Raw genomic sequence first — 22590 nt, forward strand, 5'->3', positions numbered from 1 at the left:
GCTTCGCCGCCGGGGGACTAGAGTTGACCGCGTCTTCGCCCCGGCCAGCCGCCCCGCGGCCGGGGCCGCCACCCCTTCGGAAGGACCACCATGAGCGACGAGCGCGCCCGCAGCTTCTCCGCCTCCACCGCCTCCGCCGCCGACGACGGCGCCCGCGGCACCGGCACGACCCGCGTCAAGCGCGGCCTGGCGGACATGATGAAGGGTGGCGTGATCATGGACGTCGTCAACGCGGAGCAGGCGCGCATCGCCGAGGACGCCGGCGCCGTGGCCGTCATGGCGCTCGAGCGGGTCCCGGCCGACATCCGCGCCCAGGGCGGCGTGGCCCGCATGTCCGACCCCGACCTGATCGACGGCATCGTCGAGGCAGTGTCCATCCCCGTGATGGCCAAGGCGCGCATCGGCCACTTCGTGGAGGCCCAGGTGCTGCAGGCGCTCAAGGTGGACTTCATCGACGAGTCCGAGGTGCTCTCCCCGGCGGACTACGTGAACCACATCGACAAGTGGGACTTCGACGTGCCCTTCGTGTGCGGCGCCACCAACCTCGGCGAGGCCCTGCGCCGCATCACCGAGGGCGCGGCCATGATCCGGTCCAAGGGCGAGGCCGGCACCGGCGACGTCTCCGAGGCCGTGAAGCACATCCGCACCATCCGCAAGGAGATCGCCCAGCTCCAGGGCCTGGCCCAGGATGAGCTGTACGTGGCCGCGAAGGAGCTGCAGGCGCCGTACGAGCTGGTGCGCGAGGTCGCCGAGACCGGCGCCCTGCCCGTCGTGATGTTCACCGCCGGCGGTGTGGCCACCCCGGCCGACGCGGCCCTGATGATGCAGATGGGCGCCGACGGCGTGTTCGTGGGCTCCGGCATCTTCAAGTCCGGCAACCCGGCCGAGCGCGCCCGCGCCATCGTCAAGGCCACCGCCCAGTTCGACGACCCGATGGCGGTCGCCGAGGCCTCCCGCGGCCTGGGCGAGGCCATGGTGGGCATCAACGTGGGCGACCTGCCCGCCCCGCACCGCCTGGCCGAGCGCGGCTGGTGAGTCCACAGAAGACCGTCGGCGTGTTCGCCCTCCAGGGCGACGTGCGGGAGCACGTGCACGTGCTCGAGGCCCTCGGCGCGCGCACGCGCCCGGTGCGCCGCCCCGCGGACCTCGAGGGTCTGGACGGCATCGTGCTGCCCGGCGGCGAGTCCTCCGTGATGGACCGCCTCGCCCGGATCATGGGGCTCAAGGACCCGCTCATCGCCGCCCTCCGCGACGGGCTGCCCGCCTACGGCACGTGCGCGGGGCTGATCATGCTGGCCCGCGAGATCCGCAACCCGGCGCCGGACCAGGGCGGGCTCGGCGTGCTGGACGTGGCCGTGCGGCGCAACGCCTTCGGCGCGCAGGTGGACTCGTTCGAGGAGGACCTGGACGTCCCCGCGGTCGCGGCGGAGCCGGTGCACGCCGTGTTCATCCGCGCCCCCGCCGTCCTCCAGGCGGGGGAGGGCGTCGAGGTCCTGGCGAGCGTGCCGACGTCGCGCCTGTCCGTGCCCGCGGCGGACCCGGGGCTCGACGGCGACGCGCGGCTGCCCGTGGCCGTGCGGCAGGGCCACCTGCTCGCCACGGCCTTCCACCCCGAGGTGACCGGCGACTGGTCCTTCCACCGGGCGTTCCTCGCGGGTCTCTGAGCGGCCGGTCGGCCCGGCGCGCGACGGGCGCGGGGCTCAGGCCTCCGCGAGGACCTCGGAGGTGACGCGGACGTCCTTCTGGGGGTCCAGTCCGAGCTCGTCGGCCACGGCCGTGGCGACGGAGGGCAGGGTGAGGACGCCGTCGTGCGCGTTGAGGCCCCCGGCGAAGCCCTCGTCCGCGGCCAGCGCGGCGCGCCATCCGAGGTCGGCGATGCGCTTGATGTAGGGCAGCGTCGCGTTGGTCAGGGCCGAGGTGGAGGTCTGCGGCACGGCGCCGGGCATGTTGGAGACGCAGTAGTAGATCTTGTCCCCCACGAGGTACGTCGGATCCTGGTGGGTGGTGGCCCGCGAGTTCTCGAAGCAGCCGCCCTGGTCGATCGCGATGTCCACCAGCACCGAGCCGGGCCGCATGGACTCCACCATCTCGGCGGTCACCAGCTTCGGGGCCGCGGCGCCGGGGATCAGCACGGAGCCGATCACGAGGTCCGCGTCCGCCACGGTCTCGCCGATGTTCAGGTGGGACGAGGCCAGCGTGCGGATCCGGCCCTGGTGGACGGCGTCCAGCTGCGCGAGCCGCTCGAGGGAGATGTCCAGGACGGTCACGTCCGCGCCCATGCCCGCGGCGATCACGGCCGCCGCCTCGCCGGCCACACCTCCGCCGATCACGGCCACCCGGGCGCGGCGGGTGCCGGGCACGCCGCCCATCAGCACGCCCGAGCCGCCCTGCGGCTGGAGGAGGTGGTAGGCGCCCGCGGCGGGGGCCAGGCGGCCGGCCACCTGGCTCATGGGGGCCAGCAGCGGCAGGGAGCGACCGCGGGTGACCGTCTCGTAGGCGATCGCGGTCGTGCCGGCGTCCAGGATCGCCCGCGTGCACGCGGGGGAGGCGGCCAGGTGCAGGTAGGTGAAGAGGACCTGGCCGCGGCGCAGGCGGTCGTACTCCTCCGGCTGGGGCTCCTTGACCTTGAGGACCAGCTCCGCGCGCCGCCAGAGTTCGTCGACGTCGTCGACCAGTTCGGCGCCGGCGTCGCGGTAGTCCTGGTCCGAGGCGCCGGAGCCGACGCCGGCCCCCGACTGCACGAGGACCTGGTGGCCCGCGCGCACCAGCTCCTGGACCCCGCCCTGCGTCAGGGCGACACGGAACTCGTTGTTCTTCACTTCGGTGGGCACAGCGACCAACATGCGGCGAATCTAGCCGATCCGGCCTGTTCCGGCGAGGGCGCGGGGGCCGCTGCGCGATCGCCGGTGCCGCCGTCACCGCGGTGCCCGTCCCGTCATACTGGTGCGGTGACTCCCGCGCTGATCTCCCTCGTGGCCGTGCTCCTGCTCCTGGTGGGGCTGGTGGGCACCGTGTACCCCGTCCTGCCCGGCTCGCTGCTCAACCTCGTGACGGCTCTCGGGTGGGCCGCGCTGCTGGGTTCCCCCGCGTCCTGGACGTTCGGCGTCATCGCGGCCGGTCTCGCCGTGGCGGGGCTGAGCGCGTCCGCGGTGCTGACCGGCCGACGGCTGCGACGTGAACGCGTCACCCGCGGCCCGATCCTGTGGGGGGTGGCCGGCGCCGCCGTCGGGTTCTTCGTGATCCCGGTGGTGGGTCTGTTCCTCGGCTTCGCCGTCGGCCTGTTCGCCTCCCAGTGGGCCCGCACCCGGGACGCCCGGGCCGCCCTGAGCAGCTCGATCGGCGCGCTCACGGCCATGGGCATGGGCATGCTCGTGGAGTTCTGCTGTGCGTTGGGCTCGCTGACCGCCGTGGGCGTGGGCGCCCTGGTGCACGGCGTCACCGCCTGAACCGCCGGAGCCGTCCGTCCGGCGGGACCCCCGCGTGCTCGTCGGACCCTTCGCCGGCTCAGCCGCCGGCGGGCACCCTGCCGGTCTGAGCGAGGGCGGCGAAGCCGAGGACGTGCTCCCGCAGCTCCTGCGCGGCCGCCCGGCCGTCCCCGGCGGCGGAGGCGGCGAGGATCCGCCGATGGTCGGCCTGCAGGCCGGCGCGGACGGCGGGCCAGTCGGACAGCCCGGCCACGGTCTCGGTCACGTAGCCGATGGTCGCCTGGCGCAGGGAGTCCAGCATCATCGCCGTCACGACGTTCCCGCCCAGGGTGGCCAGCCGCACGTGGAACTCGGTGTCGAGCAGGTGGAAGTCCTCTTCCGGCAGCGCGGGGTCGTCCATCCGGTCCAGCAGGGTTTCCACCTCGGCCAGGACGGCGACGCTCTCGGGGTCGCCGGAGGTGGCGGCGGCCGCCTGCGCCGCATCGGTCTCGAGGAGCACGCGCGCGGCGACGACGTCGGCCATCGGCAGGGCCCGGGTGGCGATGTGCAGGCGCAGCGCCCAGCCCAGCGCCGCGGACGGCTCGGAGACGACGACGGCCCCCGAGTTCGGCCCGGAGCCGGCGCTGGCACGGATCAGGCCCATGGCCTCGAGCATCCGGGTGGCCTCCCGCACCGACGCCCGGGAGATGCCGAAGCGCTCGGCCAGGGTGCGTTCGCCGGGCAGCTTGTCCCCCACGACCACGGCGCCGGAGCGCAGCTCGGCCTCGAGCCAGTCGAGCACGACGGTGTAGGCGGGGCCAGCGGTCATGGACAGACCTTCCGAGGGGGCGGGGCGGCGACCGTCCATCCTACCGACGGACACCGCCCCGCTCGGGTGGTGCAGGTGGTCAGCCCGCCGCCGGCAGCATCCATGCCAGCACGTTGGACTGCAGGTACACGAGCGTGCACACCGCCAGCAGGAGCAAGAGCGACCACACCACCACGCGGCGCAGGATCTCGGACTCCCGGCCCTCCATGCCGACCGCCGTCGCGGCGATCGCCAGGGACTGCGGGGAGATCATCTTGCCCACGACGCCGCCGGAGGTGTTGGCGGCCACCAGCAGGGCCGGATCGGCGCCGATGTTCGTGGCGGCGGTCTGCTGCAGGGTGGAGAACAGCGCGTTAGCGGAGGTGTCCGAGCCGGTCACGGCGGTGCCGAGCCAGCCGAGCACGGGGGACAGGAACACGAAGGCCGTGCCCAGGCCGGCCACCCACGTGCCCATGGCGACCGTCTGGCCCGAGAAGTTCATGACGTAGGCCAGCGAGAGCACGATCACGATCGTCAGGGCGGACCAGCGCATGCGGGCGAAGCAGCGGCCGATCTCGGCGATCGCGTTCCCCACCGAGAGCGGGAACCGGCCGTCGTGGTCGAACCGGGAGTAGACCACGGCCATGATCAGGCCGGCGATCAGCAGCAGCGTGCCGGGGGAGGCCAGCCACTCGAACTTGTACACGGTGCTCGCCAGGGGCGCGCCGGAGGCGTCGACGAGGTGCCCGTCGAGCCCGGGCCACGGGATCTTCGCGGTGACGGAGTTCAGGGCCGCGGTGATCGGGGGGGCCAGCTTGGCCAGGGCGAACACGGCCACGACCACGATGTAGGGCAGCACGGCCATGAAGATCCGGCCGGGGGTGAGGTCCTGCGCCGCCGAGCGGGCGGGGGCGTCGAGGCGCTGGCGGGCCTCCTCGGCGCCGCGCGGCCGCCAGAAGCGCAGCAGCAGGACGGCGGCGGCGAGGGAGACCAGGGAGGCCACGACGTCGGTGAGCTCGTAGGAGAAGTAGGTCGAGGCCAGCCAGATGGCGACGGCGAAGCTCGCGCCGATCACGATCAGCGCCGGCCACGTCTGCCGCACGCCGCGCAGCCCGTCGATGATGAACACGAGCAGGAACGGCACGATCACGGCCACGAACGGGGCCTGGTGGCCGACGATCGCGCCGATGTGCGTGGCGGGGATGCCGGTGAGCGTGCCGGCGGTGGTGATGGGGGTGCCCACGGCGCCGAAGGCCACGGGCGCGGTGTTCGCCAGCAGCACGGCGGTGGCCGCCCGCAGCGGGGGCACGCCCAGGCCGAGCACCATGGTGGCCGTGATGGCCACGGGGGCGCCGAAGCCGGCGAGGGCCTCGAGCAGGCCGCCGAAGCAGAACGCGATGAGCACGGCCTGGATGCGGATGTCTCCGCCGCCGAGCGAGTCGAAGATCGCGCGCATGTCGTCGAATCGCCCGGAGAGCACGGTGACCTGGTAGAACCACAGCGCCATCACGACGATCCAGACGATCGGGAACAGGCCGAAGGTCGCTCCCTGGGCGGCGGCCAGCGCCGCCAGGTGGGCCGGCATGTGGAAGCCCAGCACGGCCACGAGCAGGGCCACCACGAGCGCGGCGAGCCCCGACTGCCAGGCCTTGAGGCGCAGACCGAGGAGGGTGGCGAAGAACGTCAGCAGGGGCAGGACGCCGAGCGCGGCGGAGAGCGCGACGCTGCCGGCGGCATCGGGGGTGGGGGTGAAGGTGTGCACGGGGGTCTCCCGGTGGGCGAGGGGACTGGGCGGGATCCGGTCGGGCCGGTGATGGTCGGACCACTGTGGTCAGACCAAGGAGCATACTGTGAGGGCGGTCACCTCGCAAGCGGCTGGCATGATATGGTCTGACCACTACGGCACCCGTGTGCTGCCGCACCGCACGGCGCCCCAGGCGCCCCGTCCGGAACGGAGACCGGCATGAGAATCGCCCTGTTCGCCACGTGCATCGTGGACGCGATGTACCCCAAGGTGGCCCTCGCCACCGTCCGCATCCTCGAAAGACTCGGGCATGAGGTGGTCTTCCCGCCTGGCCAGGGCTGCTGCTCGCAGATGCACGTCAACAGCGGGTACGTGGAGGACGCCCTGCCCGTGGTGCGCAACCATGTCCGCACCTTCATGGAGGCCGACTACGACCTCGCCGTCGCCCCCTCCGGCTCCTGCGTGGCCTCGCTCGGCCACCAGCAGCCGGACGTCGCCCGCTCCTGCGGGGACGAGGGTCTGGCCCGCGACGCCGAGGTCGTCGCCTCCCGCACCCTCGAGCTGTCCCAGCTGCTCACGGACGTCCTCGGCGTGACGGACGCCGGAGCCCAGCTCGGCTCCTGGTTCCCGCACACCGTGACCTACCACCCCTCCTGCCACGGCATGCGCCTGCTGCGCCTGGGCTCGCGCCAGGAGGACTTGCTGCGCACCGTGGCGGACATCGACCTGCGCCCCCTGCCGGACGCCGAGGAGTGCTGCGGCTTCGGCGGCACCTTCGCCCTGAAGAACCCGGATGTCTCCGCCGCCATCGCGGAGGAGAAGATTGAGAAGGTCACCGCGTCCGGCGCCTCCCTCTGCACGGGCGGCGACGCCTCCTGCCTGCTCCACCTGGACGGGGCCATGCACCGTCGAGAGGCGCGCGGTCAGGACGGCCGCCCGCTGCGCACCGTGCACCTCGCCGAGATCCTCGCGGCCACCCGGGAGAACCCGCTCGACGTTGACGGCCCCGTCGAACTGTCCATCCCCGCGTCCGCCGGCGCCCGCCGCGGACCCTCCGCCCGTGTTCAGGAGGCCCGCCGATGAGCACCGCACCCACCCGCGTGCGCCTGGGAATGCCCACCGTCCGCCCCGTCCACGGCGAGGGCGAGATCCTGCTGAACACCCCGTTCCCCGAGTCTGCCCGCGAGCAGCTGAAGAACGGCCAGATGCGCGCCAACATCCGCCGGGCCACCCACACCATCCGTGCCAAGCGTGCCGGCGTCGTCGAGGAGCTGCCGGACTGGCAGGAGCTGCGCGCCGCCGGCTCCGCGCTGAAGCAGTCCGTCATGGCGGACCTGCCCGCGCTCCTCGAGCGGCTCGAGTCCGAGGTCACCGCGCGCGGCGGCGTCGTGCACTGGGCCCGGGACGCGTCCGAGGCCAACCGCATCATCACGGAGCTCGTCACCGCCAAGGGCGTGGACGAGGTGATCAAGGTCAAGTCCATGGCCACCCAGGAGATCGGCCTGGACGCCGCGCTCGAGCATGCCGGTGTGGCCGCCGTCGAGACGGACCTGGCCGAGCTCATCGTCCAGCTCGGCCACGACCGGCCCAGCCACATCCTCGTCCCGGCGATCCACCGCAACCGCCGGGAGATCCGGGACATCTTCCTCCGGGAGATGCCGGAGACGGACGAGAGCCTCACCTCCGAGCCGGCCGACCTGGCCGAGGCCGCACGCCGACACCTGCGCGAGAAGTTCCTGAGCACGAAGGTGGCGATCTCCGGGGCGAACTTCGGCGTCGCCGAGACGGGCACGCTGGCCGTCGTCGAGTCGGAGGGCAACGGCCGCATGTGCCTGACCCTGCCGGAGACGCTGATCACCGTGATGGGCATCGAGAAGCTCGTGCCCACCTTCGAGGACCTCGAGGTGTTCCTGCAGCTGCTGCCGCGCTCGTCCACGGGCGAGCGGATGAACCCGTACACCTCCATGTGGACGGGCGTCACCGAGGGCGACGGTCCCCAGGAGTTCCACCTGGTCCTGCTGGACAACGGCCGCTCCGCGGTGCTGTCCGACCCGAAGGGCCGTTCTGCGCTGCACTGCATCCGCTGCTCGGCGTGCATGAACGTGTGCCCCGTGTACGAGCAGACCGGCGGCCACGCCTACGGCTCGGTCTACCCGGGCCCGATCGGCGCGATCCTCTCCCCGCAGCTCACCGGTGTGGACGCGGGGGAGAACGGCACCCTGCCCTACGCCTCCACGCTGTGCGGCGCCTGCTACGACGTGTGCCCCGTGGCCATCGACATCCCCTCGATCCTCATCCACCTCCGGGACGAGGACGTGCAGGCCACCCACGCCGCCCGGAAGGCGCTGCGCACGGAGGAGGACGCCGCCGGCGGCCCCCTGGCCCGCGCCAAGACGGCGGTGGAGTCCGTCACGCCCTCGCAGATGGACGTGGCGATGAAGGGCGCCTCCGTGGTGATGTCCTCGGGTCGGCGCATGTCGCTGGCCGAGCGGGGCCTGGGGCTGGGCCGGGTCGCGGCCGGGCCGGACCGGGTGCTCGGCTGGCTGCCGGGCATCGCCGGCGGGTGGACCGACGAGCGTGACGTGCCGGCGCCCCCGCGGGAGTCCTTCCGCAACTGGTGGGCCCGCCACAAGGATGAGACCGAGCACCGGACCGCCCTGGACGGCGTCGCGGGGCTGGACCGCCAGGAGGACGAGCACGTCGAGGAGGACGGACGATGAGCGAGGCGAAGGCCGAGATCCTGCGGCGCATCCGCGAGGCGACGGCGGACGGCCCGGTCGCGGACCCGGTGCAGCGCACCTACCGGCGGACCTCCTCCCGGGACCGGGCCGAGGTGGTGGAGATGCTGCGCGATCGGCTGATCGACTACCGGGCCTCCGTGCGGGATGAGACCGAGGAGACGGTGGCCGCGGCCATCGCCGAGCTGCTCGGCCCGGACGCCCGGTACGTGGTGCCGGCCGGCCTGGAGCCCGACTGGCTCCCCGCGGACTCGCGCGGGGCCGGCCGGGAGCGCATCACGGAGCCCGCGGTGGGCCACACGGGGGAGCGGGCCGCGGTCCGCGGCGCCCACGACGGCGAGCGCGAGCCCCTCAGCGTGGACGCGCTGAACGAGGTGGACGCGGTGGTGACGTCCTCGACGGTCTCCTGCGCGGAGACCGGGACGATCTTCCTCAGCGGCCGCCCGGACGAGGGCCGCCGGGCGATCACCCTGGTCCCGGACCACCACGTGTGCATCGTGCCGCTGGACTCCGTGGTGGAGCTCTTCCCGGAGGCGCTGGCCCGCGTGGAGGCGACGGCGCCGATCACCATGATCTCCGGGCCCTCGGCCACGAGCGACATCGAGCTCGAGCGCGTCGAAGGCGTGCACGGGCCGCGTCGCCTGGACGTGATCCTGCTCGACCGCGCTGGCTGACGCGGGCGCGGTCGGGCAGGGGATCGAGCGGGTCAGGCCCCTTCGACGACGGCGCCGCCGGCGCGGCCCGTCTCGAGGCGGTCCTGACGCTCCCGTACGCCGCCGTACAGGGCGACGAACAGCAGCGCGAGACCGGCGGTCATGAGCATGTGGCCGAGCCCGGCGATGCCCGGGATGGCTGCCGAGGTCTCGGCGGGGGTCAGGCGGACGACCGCGTCGAGGGCGAGGACCGCCAGGGTCACGGGCCGCCCCCGGCGGATGCCTCAGATGATCGAGCGGCCCTCGCGGCGGGCCGCGGCCCAGTCGGCGACGAAGCCGCGGGCGATCGAGACGAGGACGGCCAGCACGAGGACGGGCCACATCAGGACGTACAGGGTCAGACCGACGGTCATGCGGATGCTCCTTGCGAGTCGGGGGACGGGGGATCAGGACGCGGGGGCCGAGGCGCGTTCGACCTGCGGCAGGTCGTCGGTCGCGGGGTCGAAGTCGCCGGTCACGTGCGCGATCCGGTCGAAGTCGAAGTCCCGGCCGGAGCGGACGGACAACCCCCAGCAGACGAGGAAGGACACGGCGAAGGCCACGAGCGAGCCCGTGAGGGTGGCGTAGTCCCGCAGGAAGCCGTAGCCGAGGAACAGCATCACGACCGAGGCGATCGCGCCGACCACGACCGCCGGACGCAGGCCGAAGAAGTCGAAGCACATGATGCCCAGCACGACGCCCACGCCGAGGATCGCGAGGGTCTCCACCACGAACGCCCAGGCTCCCTCGAGCGGGATCCACTCGAAGCGCACAGGCAGGAACACGGCCAGCGCGGCGAGCACGGACGCCGTGAACGCGACGTTGGTGATCCTGCCCCAGTAGAAGGACGCGATCACGGGGAACACGAGGCAGCCCCACAGGGCGCCCACGAAGACCAGCAGGTCGAGGATGTCGAACTTGGCGGTGGCGAAGTACAGGGCCGCCGCCGTCGCCACGATCATGGTGATGCGGCCGATCAGCAGCATGGTCTTCGGGTCGGCGTTCTGGCGGCCGACCGACTGGCCGTAGACGTCCGTCATCACGATCGAGGAGAGGGCGGACAGGTCCGAGTCGGCGGTGGAGGACAGCGAGCCGATGATCATCAGGAACGCCAGGGCCACGAGCGCCAGCGGCAGGTGGTCGGCGACCATCTGCGGCAGGAGGTTGTTGACGTCGCCGTCGAGCGGCTCGACGCCCAGGTAGAGCGCCATGACGCCGAGCATGCCGACGCCGATCACGGTGCCGCCGTAGCCGAGGGTGGCCGTGACGAAGGTGGGCTTGATGAGGTCCTCACGCACGGCGAAGAGGCGCTGGGCGATGGTCTGGTTGCCGATCGCGTAGGCCAGCACGGCGGCGATGTACGGCGCACTCGGGTTCATGAACGCCTCAGAGGAGAAGAAGCTCTGCTGCTGGGCCGTGACGTGGCCAGCCTCGACGCCGGCCTGGAACATGTCCGGGCCGCCGGCGGCGAAGAACACGGCGGGGGTGATGATGACGGTCGCGCCGAGCACGTTGGAGCCGGCCAGCATGAGCTGCGACGAGCGGCCGTGCCGGGCGTACATGACCTCGGCGAGGGTGTGGGCGCGCGGAGCGACCGCGCGGATGTGGCGGCCGAACGGGTAGATGAACAGGATCATCAGGGCGCCCCAGAGGCCCTAGTGGAGGGGGCCGGAGACGCCGTACTGTAGCCGGCGGTCACGGAGGCGTCGGCGTTCTCCCTCTTCTTGGAGATGGCCACGGGCATGATCATTGTCCCGGCGTAGAACAGCACGACGAGCAGGATCACCCCGATCACGCCGAGCTTGGGTCAGGGACGCTGCATCCTGGGAGGGCGGCATCGAACTGCCTTTCGCACGAGTGACGACGGACGTCCCGGTCTCCCGGCGCGGTCCGGCCGGGGCACGGCTCCGCAGGGCGGAAGGTGGCGTACCGATCACGTCGCGGCCAGGGGGCCGGGGAGGTGGAGGGCATCCCGCCGGGTCCCGAGTCCATGATCGGCGAGCTCTCTGCTCAAGCCATCGCGGTCCCTCGGCCCTGGGCGGCGCTGTCAACACCGGCATCCCGGCGGGACGAGCCCGCCTGGATGGGTTGAGCATCACATGGTCGGCGCAGAAATGGCAAAAACATAGAGCCTTTTCAGTGAGGTCGGGATCAGGAGCGCCCGGCACGGAAGCCGGACAGAATGGGCGGATGACCGTTCCCTCCGGTTCCCCGGCCGCCCCCTCCGCCCCCGCTTCCCGACGACGGTGCCGCGCCCTGGCGGCGGCGCTGGCCGTCGCCGTCGTGGTGCAGCTGGTGGTGCTGTACCTGCCGGGCGAGCAGGTGCCGGAGGCCGGGTTCGCCGTGCCGGGGCTGGACAAGGCGATCCACGTGGCCGTGTTCGCGCTGCCCGCGTTCCTCGCCGTGGGGCGAGGGCGGAGCGCGTGGTGGGCGCTGCCGTTCGCGGTGCACGCGCCGGTGAGCGAGCTCGTGCAGCACGCGTGGGTGCCGCTGCGGACGGGGGACCCGGTGGATGTCGTCGCGGATCTGGCGGGTGTGGTGCTCGGCGTGGTCGCCGCGTGGCGCGGCCGGATTGGAGGATCGGGGGCGTCGGGCGTATGATGGTCCGGTGCGCTCCCGCGGGAGGGCATGACCTGGGGCTATAGCTCAGTTGGTAGAGCGTTTCGTTCGCAATGAAAAGGTCAGGGGTTCAATTCCCCTTAGCTCCACGGACCGTCCCGGTCCGCGATCCTCGAGGTCGCGGGCCGGGACTTTCTCGTGACGGGGACGTGCGCGCCTGCCCCGCCCTCACCCGGGAGGGGGCCCGGCGCTTTCGGGGGGACCCCCCGGGTGTCTACAGTGCCGGGGTACGTCAGCGCGGACGTGATGCGGTCGTGTCACCGCAGGTCAGTCGCGCTTCTGCCGCCCCGCACGGGGCCGTTCGGCCCGGCCCGGGCCGGGAAGGGGACGCCGATGCGCATCAGCGTGCTCACCCACATGCTCCACCCCATCCGTTCGCCCTACGAGGGCGGGCTGGAGATGCACACGGCCATGACCGTGGAGCACCTCGTGCGCCGGGGCCACGACGTCACCGTCTACGCGCGGGAGGGCACCCGGCTGCCGGGCGACGTCGTCGCCGTGCTGCCCGCGGAGGGCGCCGGCCCGGGCCGCGCGGGCACCCGCGTGCGCGAGGCGGCCGCCCGCCGGGCCTGCGCGCTGATCCTCGACGACGACTCCGACGCCGTCCTGAACAACTCCCTCTCCCCGGCGCCGCTCGAGCTGCTGCGCGCCCGCCCCATGGTCACCGTCCTGCACACGCCGGCCACGCTGGCGGAGGTGCTGGCCGTCGTCGACGCCCCGGGCTGGACGGCCCCCGACCACCATCGGTGGGCCTCGGTGTCCGCGTCGAACGCGCTGGCCTGGCAGCACCGGCTGCCGCGGGTGGACGTGGTGTCCAACGGGATCGAGCTGCACCAGTGGGTCTCCGACGCCGTCCCCGTGCGCGGCCGCGCCGTGTGGTCGGGCCGGATCACGGCGGAGAAGGGCCTGCACGTGGCGATCGACGCCGCCCGGATCGCGGGCATGGAGCTGCACTTCGCCGGGCCGATCTCGGACGAGGAGTACCACGCCCGGGAGGTCGTGCCGCGGCTCGGCCCGGACACCGTCTACCACGGCCACCTCGACCATCACGCGCTGCCGCACATGCTCGCCACGGGCGAGGTCTTCCTGGCCACGCCCCTGTGGGCCGAGCCGTTCGGGCTCGCCGTGGTCGAGGCCATGGCGCTCGGCGTGCCGGTGGCCGCGCTGCTCAGCGGCGCGATGGGGGAGATCGTCGCCCCGCAGGCCGGCGCGCTGGCCGTGCACCACACGGCGCAGGAGCTCGCGGTCTCCATCCGCCACGCCCGCCGCAAGGACCGGGGACGCGTGCGTGCGTGGGCCTGCCGGTTCAGCGCGGAGACCATGGTGGAGGGCTACGTGGACCTGCTCGAGCAGGCCGCCGAGGACGCCCGCGATCTCGCCGCCGCCGAGGACGCGTACGGGTGCGACCCCCAGGAGGCCCCGCGCCCGTCCGCCGAGGCGGCAGACTTGGAGTCCCTCTGATGGGCCCGGCCCGCAGACGGGTCCTCTACTACGCCCACCAGCACGGGGCGGGGCACCTGCGGCACGCCGCCGGCCTGGCGTCGACCGGGGCGTTCGACGTGACGGTCGTGACCGCCCACCCGCGGGCGGCCGAACTGCTGCCCGCGGACGTCCCCGTCATCCCGCTGCCCTCGGACCTCGTGCCCGGCCACGAGCAGCCGGCCCGCTCGCCCCTGCACTGGTCCCCTGTGGGGCCCGAGATCCGGGCGCGCTTCGACGCCCTCCACGCGGCGGCGCGGCGGGTGGACCCGGACGTGTGCGTGGTGGACGTGTCCGTGGAGGCCGCCCTGTTCCTGCGCCTGGCGGGCTGGCCCGTGCTGCACCGCCGCATGCACGGCGAGCGCACCGACCCCGCGCACGCCCTCGTCTACGCCGAGGCCGACGGCCTCTTCGCCCACTACGCCGCCGAGCTCGAGGTCCCCGCCTGGCGCGCCGCCCACGTCGGCCGGGTCACCTACCTCGGGGTCGCGGACGTCACCGGCCGGCTCGGCACCCGCGCCACGACGACGTCGTCCGCCGGCGTCGCCCCGCGCGTCGCCGTGATCGCCGGGACGGGCGGCGGCGGGGTGCGGGCCGCGGACCTGGCCCGGGCGGCGTCCGCCGTGCCGGAGGCGACGTGGGAGGTGTACGGCCCGATCGCCGGGGTGGGCGAGCCGGAGGCGCCGGGCGGGCTCGCGGCGGAGGCGATGCCCGCCACCGTGACGCTGCACGGCTGGGTCCAGGCGCCGGCCCGCCGGGCCGCGGACGCCGACGTCGTGGTGGTCTCGGCCGGGCACAACGCCGTGGTGGACGCCGCCCGCTCCGGCCGCCCCGTGGTGCTCGCCCCCGAGCCGCGGCCGTTCGACGAGCAGCGCGTGTTCGTCCGCGAGATCCACCGGGCCGCGGGCGTGCCGTGGTGCGCGTGGGAGGACCCGGACGCCGACTGGGCCGGCGCGGTGTGCGGCGCCCTCGCGGACCCGGCCGCCGCCGACCGGCTCGCGGGCCTGCTGCTCGTGGCGCCGGACGAGTACCGGCGGCGCTGGGAGGCGGCGATCGAGGGCGCCCTGGGCTGAGCCCCGATCGCCCCCGGCGCCTCGCCCCTCAGTACGCGGCGTCGTCGCGGCGGGCGGCCGTCAGCTCCGCCTCCGTGGGGTGACGCAGCAGCTCGAGCCGCTCGCCGGCGGGGTCCCACGCGATCAGCCCCGCGTCCGCGAACGCGCGCAGCCACCCCTCCATGGCCCATCGGCCGTGCACCTGCCGGAAGCGGCGGGCGTTGACCAGGATGTCCTCGAGGTGGTGCAGCGGCGGGGTCATCACGCCGTGGTGCTGGTGGAACGCCTCGGCGGGGCTGAACCGCAGCGTCAGGCCGGCGGCGCGGGCGCGGAAGGCCAGGTCCGTGTCCTCGGCGCCGTAGCCGGTGAAGCCCGCGTCGAAACCGCCGATGCGGGCCAGGTCCGCGCGCCGCAGCGCCAGGATCAGCGTCCACACGAGGTGCCACTCGTCCGAGGGCCCGGCGGTCAGGTGCGCGCGCGCCCGGTGGGGCACGGAGAGGCGGCGCAGCAGGGCGTCGGCGCGGTGCGAGGTCAGGTCCGCCTCCCCGACGTCGCGGGTCCAGCCCGGCCGCAGGTAGCGGGGCCGGCCCATCACCACGGACCCGGGGTGGGCCGCGACCTCGGTGGCCAGCACGCCGACGGTCTCGGCCGCCGGGATGCAGTCCACGTCGAGGAAGACGAGGATCTCGCCGGTGGCGAGCTCGGCCGCGCGGTTGCGGGCCTGCGCCAGCGGCAGGCCGGCCTCGGCGGCCACGTGCCCCACGGTGACGGGCAGGTCCGTGGCCGGGACGCGCCCGTCCGGCTGGCCCATGAACACCACAACGACCTGGTCCGGGCGGCGGTGAGAGCGCTCCAGCCCGGCGATCGCGCGGGCCAGGTGCTCGTCCCGGTGCCCCGTGATGACCAGCACGGACACGCCCGGCAGCGCCCCGCGCGCCCGGGCGAGGGCCTCGCGGTAGACCGCCACGTGGGCGGCCGCCACGCGACGGCGCTGCCGGGCCCGGGCGGCGGGATCGGCGGGGGCCGTGCGCGCGCGGGCGCGCACCAGCGTCTCGAGCGCGTCGGCGAGGGAGTCGGGATCCTCCGGGTCGAACGCGGCGAGCGAGTCGGGGGTCAACCAGGCGCCGGACTGGTCCGCGATGTGCCCGATGTCCGCGACGGCGACCGGCACCCCCAGGTCCCGGCACATCTCGACCCAGCCCGAGTGGGTGCCGATGCGGTACGGCAGCACGGACACGTCCACGTCGCGCAGCAGCGCGTGCAGGGCGGGGTCGTCGAACCGGTCGTGCTGCCACAGCTCGAAGCCGTGGTGGGCGCAGCCCGCGCGCAGCGCGGCCAGGGCGTCCTCGTCCTGCACGGTGTCCTGGACCTCCACGGTCACCCGCGCGTCGAGGCCGCGGTCGGCCAGCGTCGCGACGGCCGCGGCGAGCACCGGCAGCAGCGCCACCGGGGCCACCTGGGCCCGCAGGTCCTTGGCGTGCACCAGCAGGCGGGCGGGGGCGGCCGCGCCGTCGCCGTCGTCGGACGCGTCGGGGGGCAGCAGGCCGGGCTCCGCGCCGGGGGCGTCGTCGTCGCCCTGCGCCACGAGGTCCTCGAGCGGGACGATGTGCGGGTGGGGGACCACGAGGGCGCGCACGCCGTAGTCGCGGGCGAGGGTCGCCGCGGCGCCGGGGGTGAGCGTGAGCACGGCGTCCGCGCGGCCCAGCAGCACGGCCAGGCGGTCCCGGTGGGGGCCCTGGTCCGTCAGGTGCGGGTTCTCGAGGTCGTGCACGGTCACGACGACGGCGCCCCCGTGCGCGTGCTGCGCGTCCAGGGCGGCGGCCAGCTGGGCGGGGCTGAAGTGCTCGAAGCCGAAGTGCACGTGCAGCACGTCCGGGCGGTGCTCGGCCAGCCACTCCGCGTGCAGGGCCCGGGGCGGCCACCACTGGTGCGCGGGCGCGCCCGGCACCGGCGGGTCCGGCAGGAACTCCACGTCCGGCGCGGCGCCCGGGTCGAGGGGGCGGATCGCGCGGGTGTACGGGTGCTGCGCGGGCACGTGCTGGACGGTGATGCTCACGGGGGAGGGCCTCCTGACCTTGGGGGATGCGATGCCGCGCGGGCGGCGTGTCCCCGTCCCGGGTCGGGGGTCGCGGAATCTAGTCTGTCAGGGCAGGATCGGAGAATCGGAGCAGCGGCATCCTGTCCGTTCCGGCGCGCCGCCGCGTCGAGGAGCGCCGCCGCAGGTGAAGGGGATCGTGGACGTGGACTCGCAGCCGCAGGGGCGTGTGCTGTACGTGACCGTGGGCGCGCCGGAGCACGGCGTGGTGCGCCATGGCCGGCAGATCGCCGCCGCCCTCCGGAGGGTGGGCGCCGAGGTGGAGCTGTTCAGGGCGGAGGACGTCGCGGCGTTCCGGGGCCTCGTGCCCCTGCTGGAGGAGGCGCGGGCGCTGGGCGCCGCCGTGCACCTGGACGTCACGGACGCACTGTTCGGCCCCACCGCGACCGCCGCCGCGGACCTGCTCGTCGACGTCCTGCCCGCGGGCACCACGCTCACCCTGCACGACATCCCGCAGCCCGCCGAGGGCGACGGCCGCTACCGCCGCCGCGGCGAGGCGTACGCGCGGCTCGCCCAGGCGGTGGCCGGCGTCGTGGTCTCCTCCCAGCACGAACGGGCGCTGCTGGCGGACCTCGTGGACGTGGCCGCGGACGTGGTCCCGCTGCCCGTGGAGGACCGCCGGGCCGCGGCCGCCCATGCCGAACCGGTGGTGCCGGAGAACATGGCCGGCCTCGACCAGGACCTCGTGCTCTTCGGCTTCGTCTACCCGGGCAAGGGGCACGCCCTCGCCCTGGAGGCCCTCACCGAGCTGCACCGCCAGTGGGGCCCGGACTCCGGGGCGCCGCGCCGGCTGACGGCGCTCGGACCCGTCAGCATCGGGCATGACGGCCTCGTGGCGGAGCTGACCCGCGACGCCGAGGCGCGCGGCCTGGAGTTCCGCGTCACCGGGTTCGTGCCGGACGAGTTCGCGGACGCGGCCCTGCTCTCGGCGGGCATCCCGTTCGCGGCGCACCGCAACGTGTCCGCGTCCGGGTCCCTGGCGGCGTGGACCTCGGTGGGGCGGCGGCCCATCGCCTCCGCCGGCCGCTACACGGAGGAGATGGAGCGCCTGCGCCCGGGCACCCTGCGGCTCGTGCACCCGAACGGGTCGCCGGCCTTCGCGATGGCCGAGGCGATCGCCGAGGCGGTCGAGGACCCCGAGCGCACGTGGCTCGACCCCGCCGTGGACCTCTCGCCCGGGGCCGAGGACTGCGCGCGGATGCTCTTCGACGTGCTCCGCCGCGTGCACAGGTGGACGTGAGCGCCGCCGTCTCCGTGGTGGTGCCCTACTACCGGGCCCAGGCGGACCTCGACCGGCTCATGGCCGCGCTCGCGGCCCAGCGCGGCCCGACCGGCGGGCTGCAGCTCGTGGTGGCCGACGACGGCTCGCCCGTCCCGCCCCGGGTGGACCCGGGCCTGCCGTTCGACGTGGTGACCGTGCGCCAGCAGGACCGCGGGTTCCGCGCCTCGGCGGCCCGGGCGCTCGGGGCGGAGGCGGCCGACGGCGACGTGCTCGCCTTCCTCGACGGGGACATGCTCCCCGAGCCGGGGTACCTCGCCGCGGCCGTGGCGGCGGTGGCCGAGGCGCCCCGGGACGCCGCGGTGGTGGGCCGGCGGCGGCACCTGGCCGAGGCCTGGCTGGAGCGGGCCTGGGCGGAGGGCTGGCGACCCGGGGACGAGGTGCCCGCGGACGCCCGCCTGGCCGAGCCGGCCTGGCTGCGCGAGGGGTACCGCGCCACGGACGACCTGCGCCGCGCCGACTCCACCGGCTACCGGTACGTCATCTCGGCCGTGCTCACGGTGGCGCGCGAGGTCTACGAGGACGCCGGCGGCTTCGACCCCGCCTTCGTGGGCTACGGCGGGGAGGACTGGGAGCTGGCGCACCGGCTGTGGCGCGTGGGGGCGGCCCTGCGCCACGCGCCGGACGCGGTGGCGTGGCAGGCCGGCGCCGACTTCGGCGGACGCGGCGACGCCGCCGAGGCCGACCGGGTGAAGGCCCGCGAGGCGCTCGTGCTGGCCTCCCGCATCCCCGCGACGACGGCCCGCGGTCACGGCCTCTCCCTGGCCGGCCCGCTGCGGGTCGAGGCGCGCGTGCGTGTGCCGGAGGGCACAGACGGCGCGGCGGCGGCCGTGGTGGCGGTGGACGCCGTGCTGCGCGCGGCACCGGGGGCGCGGGTCGGCGTCGTGGGCGGCCTCGACGAGGCGGCGGCGCGGGCGCTCGGCGACCCCCGCGTGCGGCTGCTGGGCGAGCCCGACGGCGGCGCGGCGGCGGCCGAGGACCTGCCGCCGACGCCGGCGCGCGGCGACCTCGACGCCGTGCGGTCGGTGCCCGACTGGTCCGTGGACGTGCGCGTGCCGCTGCGGCCCGCCGCGGCCGGAGCCCGGCCTGACGCGGACGCCGTCGCGGCGTGGCTGCTGCGCCTGGAACGGGCCGGCGTCGAGCGCGTGGAGGTGCTGGGCGAGCCGGGCGAGCGGGCCGAGCGCGACGTGCTCGCCGTGCTGACGTGCGCGCGGGCGCGGTGGCGGCGCCGGCGGGGCGGGACGGTGCGGGTGTGGCGGGTGCCCGCCTCTCGACTGGACTGGGCGCCCGTGGCCGCCGTGCCGGACCTCGAGGCGTGGTGGGGCGGCTGGGGCTGAGTGGGCCGGTGCCCTGCGGGGCGGGGCTGGCACAATCGCGGACAGGACGGAACACGGGAGGACCGATGAACGAGCTGGACGAGCTGGACTTCGTGGCCGTGGAGATCCACACCGCGGGGGCCGACCCGGCGTCCGTGTGCGCCGTGGACATGGCCCTCGTGCGCGGCGGCGAGATCGTCGCCGCCGAACGGTGGCCCGTGCGCCCGCCGACCGGGCCGACGTCGTTCTCCCGCCTGCACACTCAGCTGCACGGGGTGGACGAGGCCGCCGTCGCCGACGCGCCGGAGTGGCCCGAGGTGGCCGCCCAGCTCGACCTGCTGGGGGAGCACCTGCCGTTCGTGGCGTCCGGGGCGGACCGGGACCGGGGCGCCTACGAGGCGGCCACCCGTGCGACCGGCGGGACGCCGCAGGAGCACGAGTGGCGCGACGCGCTGGCCCTGGTGGGCCGTCTCCGCCCGGACGTCGCCCCGCCCCGGATCGCGACCGCGGCCCAGGCCCTCGGCATCCCCGACGGCGGACACCCGGCCGGCGCCGGGTCCGAGGCCGTGCGGACCGCCGAGGTGGTGCTGGCGCTCGCGCGTCAGAGCGGGTGGGGCACCGTGCGCCGGCTGTGGAGCGAGGCAGCCCCGCCCACCCCGGACGAGCCGATCATCCCGGAGTCCCTGCGCCGGCGCCACGGCACGGAGCCGTCCGTGTCGCCGGCGGGCGCGCACCGGTGGGCGCCGCCGGCGCCGGCACCCGTCCCGGCGTCCGCGGCACCGGCCGCGCGCAAGGGCGGCGTGGGGTGGAAGCTCGCGGGCACGGCCATGGTGGGGATCGCGCTGGGTGCCGCACTGTTCTTCGTGGCGAGCATCTCGGTGATCATGGAGTACCTGGGGGACGGGCGCGGCTCGGACGCCACCGTGGGCATGGGCATCGCGGCGCTCTGCGCGTTCCTGGCCTGGTGGTTCGGGAAGACGGGCGTCGACTGGATCCGTCGCGAGGACGGCTGAGGAGAGAGGACGCAGGCGTGCACGAAGACGAGGGACGACGTCGGCACTACGGGCACTTCTACGGGCTCGAGGACCTGCCCGAGGGCGACCTGCTGCTGGTGTGGGGCAACTGCCAGGGCGAGTCGTATCGGCGGCTCCTCGGCGGGGAGCCCGGCACACCGCTGCACGGGGCGGACCTGGTGAGCGTCCGCGTGCCGCCCGCCTTCGAGGTCCAGCCGGACGAGGTCGAGCACCTGGAGCGGCTGCTGCCCCGCGTGAAGGCGCTCGTCACCCAGCCGATCCCGCACGACTACCGGGGCATGCCCATCGGCACGGACCAGCTCGTGGCCCGGCTGCCCGAGGACGCCGCCGTGGTGCGGATCCCCGTGGTGTACGACGTCTCGCGCTTCCCCTGGCAGGTCACCCTCCGCAACTGGAAGTTCGCGCCCGGGGCGGCCGAGCGGCCGGGGGAGGACCCGCCCGTCGTGCCGTACCACGATCTGCGCGTGCTGGCTGAGGCGGCGACGGGCCGTCGTCGGGAGGTGGCGCCGGTGGCGATCCGCGAGGCCGCGGCCGCGTCCGTGCAGGCGCTGCGGGCGCGGGAGGAGGCGAAGGGGACGCTGTCCATGGCGGACCTCGTGGCGGCGGAGCGGGGCGTCGGCTTCTACACCGTGAACCACCCGACCAACACGCTGCTGACCCGCGTGGCCGAGCGCGCGGCCGAGCACCTGCCGGGCGACGTCGCCGTCCAGCCCGTGCCCGCCTCCCGCGTGCTCCTCGGCGGGGTGCGCGCGCCCCTCGAGGCGGCCGTGGTCGAGGCCCTCGACCTCGACGCCGAGCCGACCGAGGACTGGACCGTGGCCGGACAGACCGTCCCGGCCGAGCAGCTGCGACAGACCCACCTGGACTGGTACGCACAGAACCCGCAGGCCGTGGAGGTCGGGATGCGCAAGTACGCCGACCAGCTGCGGCTGCTGGGCCTTACGGGCTAGCGCCAGCTCCGGCCCCCAGTGGAGGATGGGCGGCACGTCCCGTCTGCCGCGGAGCACGTCTGCGGGGGCGGTCGTACCGTTCCTTTGACCCCGTCACCCCACGGAGGACCACGTGACCGAGCAGTACGACATCCTGATCGTCGGTGGCGGCAACGCCGGCGTGTCCTTGGCCGCCGCACTGCGGCGGAAGCGGCAGGGTCGGGTCGCCATCGCCGACGGCCACCAGCTGCACCGCTACCGGCCGATGCTGAACTACGCGGCGGGCGGGCAGGCGGACATGGCCCGGTTCGAAAGGCCGATGCGGGCCGTCATCCCGGACGGGGTCGAATGGATCCCGGACCACGTCGTGGCCGTGGACGCCGAGGAACGGACCGCGGTGACGACCACCGGGCTGACCGTGGGCTTCCGCCACCTCGTGCTCTGCCCGGGGCTGACCCCGTGGTGGGGTGCGATCGACGGGCTGCGTGAGGCCTACGCCGCCGGATGGGCGGCGAGTGCGCACGTGCCCGAGCACGTGGACGCCGCCCGGGCCCTGCTGTCGCGTGTGGCCGCGGGGGACCGTGTGGTGGCGAATGTGCCGGCTGAGCCCTCCTCGTGCGGCGGCACCGTGCTCAAGGCGCTGTTCCTGGCCTGCGCGGCGTGGGAGCGCAAGGGGATCCTGCCGGACGTAGATGTCCACCTGGTGACCCCGTACGGCCGGATCCTGGACCGGCAGACCATCGACCCCGCTCTGGCCGAGGCCGTGGCGAGGTACGGTGTCCACGTGCACGCCGGCGCGGAGGTGAACGCCGTGGACCACGAGGCCCGCGAGGTGGTGCTCAACACCGGTGAGCGGATCACCGACGTCGCGGCCGCGTACATCACGCCCGTGGTGCGGGCCCCGGAGTTCATCGCCGAGGCAGGCCTGGCGGACGACGGCGAGGCCGGCCTGGCGGCCGCGGATCCCGCGACCCTGCGGCATCCCGTGCACCCGCACGTGTGGGCGCTGGGCGACGCCGCCGCCCTGGGCACACGGCCCTCCGGCGGAGCCCTGCGCCGGCAGGTCAAGATCCTGACCCAGAACATCCAGGCCGCGGACGCGGGGAAGCCGCTCCAGAAGTACGACGGCTACACAGTGATCCCCGTGATGGTCAGCCGGGACGAGCTGGTCCTGGACGAGCACGTCCGCGACGGCTCCGAGGACCGGTCGATCCCCGGCGTGGACCTGACGAAGCCGCGGAAGAGCACGGCGGCCTTCGACCGGTTCGGCCAGCCCCGGATCTACTGGCACCGACTGCTCAAGGGCAAGGTCTGAGCCCAGCGTTCTCGCTGCCGCGACCCGTGCGGCGGACGTACTGTCCCTCGCGGGGCGCCCCCGCCCGATCCGGATGACGGCGCCGG

General features: G+C 74.7%; 22 protein-coding genes and 1 tRNA gene. 15 read left to right on the forward strand and 8 right to left on the reverse strand.

Going from position 1 to position 22590, the window contains the following annotated elements:
- Positions 1-90: 90 nt before the first annotated feature.
- Together pdxS and pdxT are read left to right on the forward strand one after the other, a co-directional pair.
- Positions 91-1035, forward strand: coding sequence for a pyridoxal 5'-phosphate synthase lyase subunit PdxS (gene pdxS / locus G6R13_RS09395; RefSeq protein ID WP_036313496.1), 945 nt, complete (start codon positions 91-93; stop codon positions 1033-1035).
- The gene (pdxT, locus tag G6R13_RS09400; protein ID WP_205521353.1) at positions 1032-1664 is read left to right on the forward strand and encodes a pyridoxal 5'-phosphate synthase glutaminase subunit PdxT; all 633 of its coding nucleotides are present in this window, start codon (positions 1032-1034) and stop codon (positions 1662-1664) included. Before pdxS ends, pdxT begins: the two co-directional genes overlap by 4 nt.
- Positions 1665-1700: 36 nt before the next feature.
- Here the strand turns inward: pdxT and ald are convergent, their stop codons facing one another.
- Positions 1701-2843: an alanine dehydrogenase gene (gene ald / locus G6R13_RS09405; protein WP_163721496.1), complete on the reverse strand. Its 1143-nt coding sequence runs from the start codon at positions 2841-2843 to the stop codon at positions 1701-1703.
- Positions 2844-2948: 105 nt separating this feature from the next.
- On the opposite strand from ald, the gene G6R13_RS09410 reads away from it, so the two are divergent.
- Positions 2949-3446, forward strand: coding sequence for a DUF456 domain-containing protein (locus tag G6R13_RS09410; RefSeq protein ID WP_036339666.1), 498 nt, complete (start codon positions 2949-2951; stop codon positions 3444-3446).
- Positions 3447-3504: 58 nt separating this feature from the next.
- Here the strand turns inward: G6R13_RS09410 and G6R13_RS09415 are convergent, their stop codons facing one another.
- Positions 3505-4233 carry an FCD domain-containing protein gene (locus G6R13_RS09415; RefSeq protein ID WP_163721498.1) on the reverse strand — a complete coding sequence of 243 codons (729 nt, stop codon included), beginning with the start codon at positions 4231-4233 and terminating at the stop codon, positions 3505-3507.
- A 79-nt stretch (positions 4234-4312) separates the two neighbouring features.
- Positions 4313-5974, reverse strand: coding sequence for an L-lactate permease (locus tag G6R13_RS09420; protein WP_036383244.1), 1662 nt, complete (start codon positions 5972-5974; stop codon positions 4313-4315).
- A gap of 201 nt (positions 5975-6175) precedes the next feature.
- Here G6R13_RS09420 and G6R13_RS09425 point away from each other — a divergent pair, with 201 nt between their 5' ends.
- The 3 genes from G6R13_RS09425 to G6R13_RS09435 are packed head-to-tail and all read left to right on the forward strand — an operon-like array spanning position 6176 to position 9368.
- Entirely contained in the window at positions 6176-7039 is an 864-nt protein-coding gene (locus G6R13_RS09425) for a (Fe-S)-binding protein (protein WP_163721500.1), read from the forward strand.
- Positions 7036-8676, forward strand: a complete 1641-nt coding sequence (locus tag G6R13_RS09430) for a LutB/LldF family L-lactate oxidation iron-sulfur protein (RefSeq protein WP_036383237.1) — start codon at positions 7036-7038, stop codon at positions 8674-8676. Before G6R13_RS09425 ends, G6R13_RS09430 begins: the two co-directional genes overlap by 4 nt.
- On the forward strand, positions 8673-9368 hold the full coding sequence (locus tag G6R13_RS09435) for an LUD domain-containing protein (RefSeq protein WP_036383235.1): 696 nt from the start codon (positions 8673-8675) through the stop codon (positions 9366-9368). Before G6R13_RS09430 ends, G6R13_RS09435 begins: the two co-directional genes overlap by 4 nt.
- A gap of 32 nt (positions 9369-9400) precedes the next feature.
- Here the strand turns inward: G6R13_RS09435 and G6R13_RS09440 are convergent, their stop codons facing one another.
- From G6R13_RS09440 to G6R13_RS12495, 4 genes are read right to left on the reverse strand one after another with little or no spacing between them, the layout of a single operon-like run.
- Positions 9401-9610: a DUF2871 family protein gene (locus tag G6R13_RS09440; protein ID WP_052007045.1), complete on the reverse strand. Its 210-nt coding sequence runs from the start codon at positions 9608-9610 to the stop codon at positions 9401-9403.
- Positions 9611-9631: 21 nt separating this feature from the next.
- On the reverse strand, positions 9632-9760 hold the full coding sequence (locus G6R13_RS12345; protein WP_036383231.1) for a putative transporter small subunit: 129 nt from the start codon (positions 9758-9760) through the stop codon (positions 9632-9634).
- Positions 9761-9793: 33 nt separating this feature from the next.
- A complete protein-coding gene (locus tag G6R13_RS09445; protein WP_346341360.1) occupies positions 9794-11023 on the reverse strand; it encodes a sodium:proline symporter in 1230 nt (409 codons plus the stop codon).
- Positions 11023-11172 carry a hypothetical protein gene (locus tag G6R13_RS12495; RefSeq protein ID WP_346341361.1) on the reverse strand — a complete coding sequence of 50 codons (150 nt, stop codon included), beginning with the start codon at positions 11170-11172 and terminating at the stop codon, positions 11023-11025. The genes G6R13_RS09445 and G6R13_RS12495 overlap by 1 nt, the downstream gene beginning before the upstream one ends.
- Before the next feature lie 404 nt (positions 11173-11576).
- Between G6R13_RS12495 and G6R13_RS09450 the strand changes: the two genes are divergently transcribed.
- From G6R13_RS09450 to G6R13_RS09465, 4 genes are all read left to right on the forward strand, one after another.
- Positions 11577-11987, forward strand: coding sequence for a VanZ family protein (locus G6R13_RS09450; RefSeq protein ID WP_163721502.1), 411 nt, complete (start codon positions 11577-11579; stop codon positions 11985-11987).
- Between the two features lie 34 nt (positions 11988-12021).
- Positions 12022-12094 (forward strand) — tRNA-Ala (locus G6R13_RS09455).
- A 244-nt stretch (positions 12095-12338) separates the two neighbouring features.
- Positions 12339-13466: a glycosyltransferase gene (locus G6R13_RS09460; RefSeq protein WP_036383226.1), complete on the forward strand. Its 1128-nt coding sequence runs from the start codon at positions 12339-12341 to the stop codon at positions 13464-13466.
- Positions 13466-14557: a glycosyl transferase gene (locus G6R13_RS09465; RefSeq protein WP_036383224.1), complete on the forward strand. Its 1092-nt coding sequence runs from the start codon at positions 13466-13468 to the stop codon at positions 14555-14557. Before G6R13_RS09460 ends, G6R13_RS09465 begins: the two co-directional genes overlap by 1 nt.
- 28 nt (positions 14558-14585) lie before the next feature.
- Here G6R13_RS09465 and G6R13_RS09470 read toward each other — a convergent pair whose 3' ends face one another.
- Positions 14586-16592 carry a glycosyltransferase gene (locus G6R13_RS09470; protein WP_141843003.1) on the reverse strand — a complete coding sequence of 669 codons (2007 nt, stop codon included), beginning with the start codon at positions 16590-16592 and terminating at the stop codon, positions 14586-14588.
- 166 nt (positions 16593-16758) lie between these two features.
- On the opposite strand from G6R13_RS09470, the gene G6R13_RS09475 reads away from it, so the two are divergent.
- The 5 genes from G6R13_RS09475 to G6R13_RS09495 all read left to right on the forward strand — a co-directional run bounded on the left by G6R13_RS09475 (position 16759) and on the right by G6R13_RS09495 (position 22504).
- Positions 16759-17871, forward strand: coding sequence for a glycosyltransferase family 4 protein (locus G6R13_RS09475; RefSeq protein ID WP_141843001.1), 1113 nt, complete (start codon positions 16759-16761; stop codon positions 17869-17871).
- A complete protein-coding gene (locus G6R13_RS09480; RefSeq protein WP_240335732.1) occupies positions 17868-19247 on the forward strand; it encodes a glycosyltransferase in 1380 nt (459 codons plus the stop codon). The genes G6R13_RS09475 and G6R13_RS09480 overlap by 4 nt, the downstream gene beginning before the upstream one ends.
- Before the next feature lie 65 nt (positions 19248-19312).
- Positions 19313-20239 carry a hypothetical protein gene (locus tag G6R13_RS09485; protein WP_163721506.1) on the forward strand — a complete coding sequence of 309 codons (927 nt, stop codon included), beginning with the start codon at positions 19313-19315 and terminating at the stop codon, positions 20237-20239.
- Between the two features lie 17 nt (positions 20240-20256).
- On the forward strand, positions 20257-21210 hold the full coding sequence (locus tag G6R13_RS09490) for a WcbI family polysaccharide biosynthesis putative acetyltransferase (protein ID WP_163721508.1): 954 nt from the start codon (positions 20257-20259) through the stop codon (positions 21208-21210).
- Between the two features lie 112 nt (positions 21211-21322).
- Positions 21323-22504, forward strand: coding sequence for an FAD/NAD(P)-binding oxidoreductase (locus G6R13_RS09495; RefSeq protein WP_115260561.1), 1182 nt, complete (start codon positions 21323-21325; stop codon positions 22502-22504).
- Positions 22505-22590 lie beyond the last annotated feature (86 nt).

This window comes from Micrococcus sp. Alg238-R198, assembly GCF_900537135.1.
GTDB classification, from domain to species: Bacteria; Actinomycetota; Actinomycetes; order Actinomycetales; family Micrococcaceae; genus Micrococcus; species Micrococcus luteus.

Bases quoted from the DNA above. Each gene is read 5' to 3' on its own strand.
- G6R13_RS09415 (WP_163721498.1), bottom strand. From the start codon at position 4,233: ATGACCGCTGGCCCCGCCTACACCGTCGTGCTCGACTGGCTCGAGGCC.
- G6R13_RS09450 (WP_163721502.1), top strand. From the start codon at position 11,577: ATGACCGTTCCCTCCGGTTCCCCGGCCGCCCCCTCCGCCCCCGCTTCC.
- G6R13_RS09460 (WP_036383226.1), top strand. From the start codon at position 12,339: ATGCGCATCAGCGTGCTCACCCACATGCTCCACCCCATCCGTTCGCCC.
- pdxS (WP_036313496.1), top strand. From the start codon at position 91: ATGAGCGACGAGCGCGCCCGCAGCTTCTCCGCCTCCACCGCCTCCGCC.
- G6R13_RS09435 (WP_036383235.1), top strand. From the start codon at position 8,673: ATGAGCGAGGCGAAGGCCGAGATCCTGCGGCGCATCCGCGAGGCGACG.
- G6R13_RS09430 (WP_036383237.1), top strand. From the start codon at position 7,036: ATGAGCACCGCACCCACCCGCGTGCGCCTGGGAATGCCCACCGTCCGC.
- ald (WP_163721496.1), bottom strand. From the start codon at position 2,843: ATGTTGGTCGCTGTGCCCACCGAAGTGAAGAACAACGAGTTCCGTGTC.
- G6R13_RS09485 (WP_163721506.1), top strand. From the start codon at position 19,313: ATGAACGAGCTGGACGAGCTGGACTTCGTGGCCGTGGAGATCCACACC.
- G6R13_RS12345 (WP_036383231.1), bottom strand. From the start codon at position 9,760: ATGACCGTCGGTCTGACCCTGTACGTCCTGATGTGGCCCGTCCTCGTG.
- G6R13_RS09465 (WP_036383224.1), top strand. From the start codon at position 13,466: ATGGGCCCGGCCCGCAGACGGGTCCTCTACTACGCCCACCAGCACGGG.
- G6R13_RS09425 (WP_163721500.1), top strand. From the start codon at position 6,176: ATGAGAATCGCCCTGTTCGCCACGTGCATCGTGGACGCGATGTACCCC.
- G6R13_RS09445 (WP_346341360.1), bottom strand. From the start codon at position 11,023: ATGATCCTGTTCATCTACCCGTTCGGCCGCCACATCCGCGCGGTCGCT.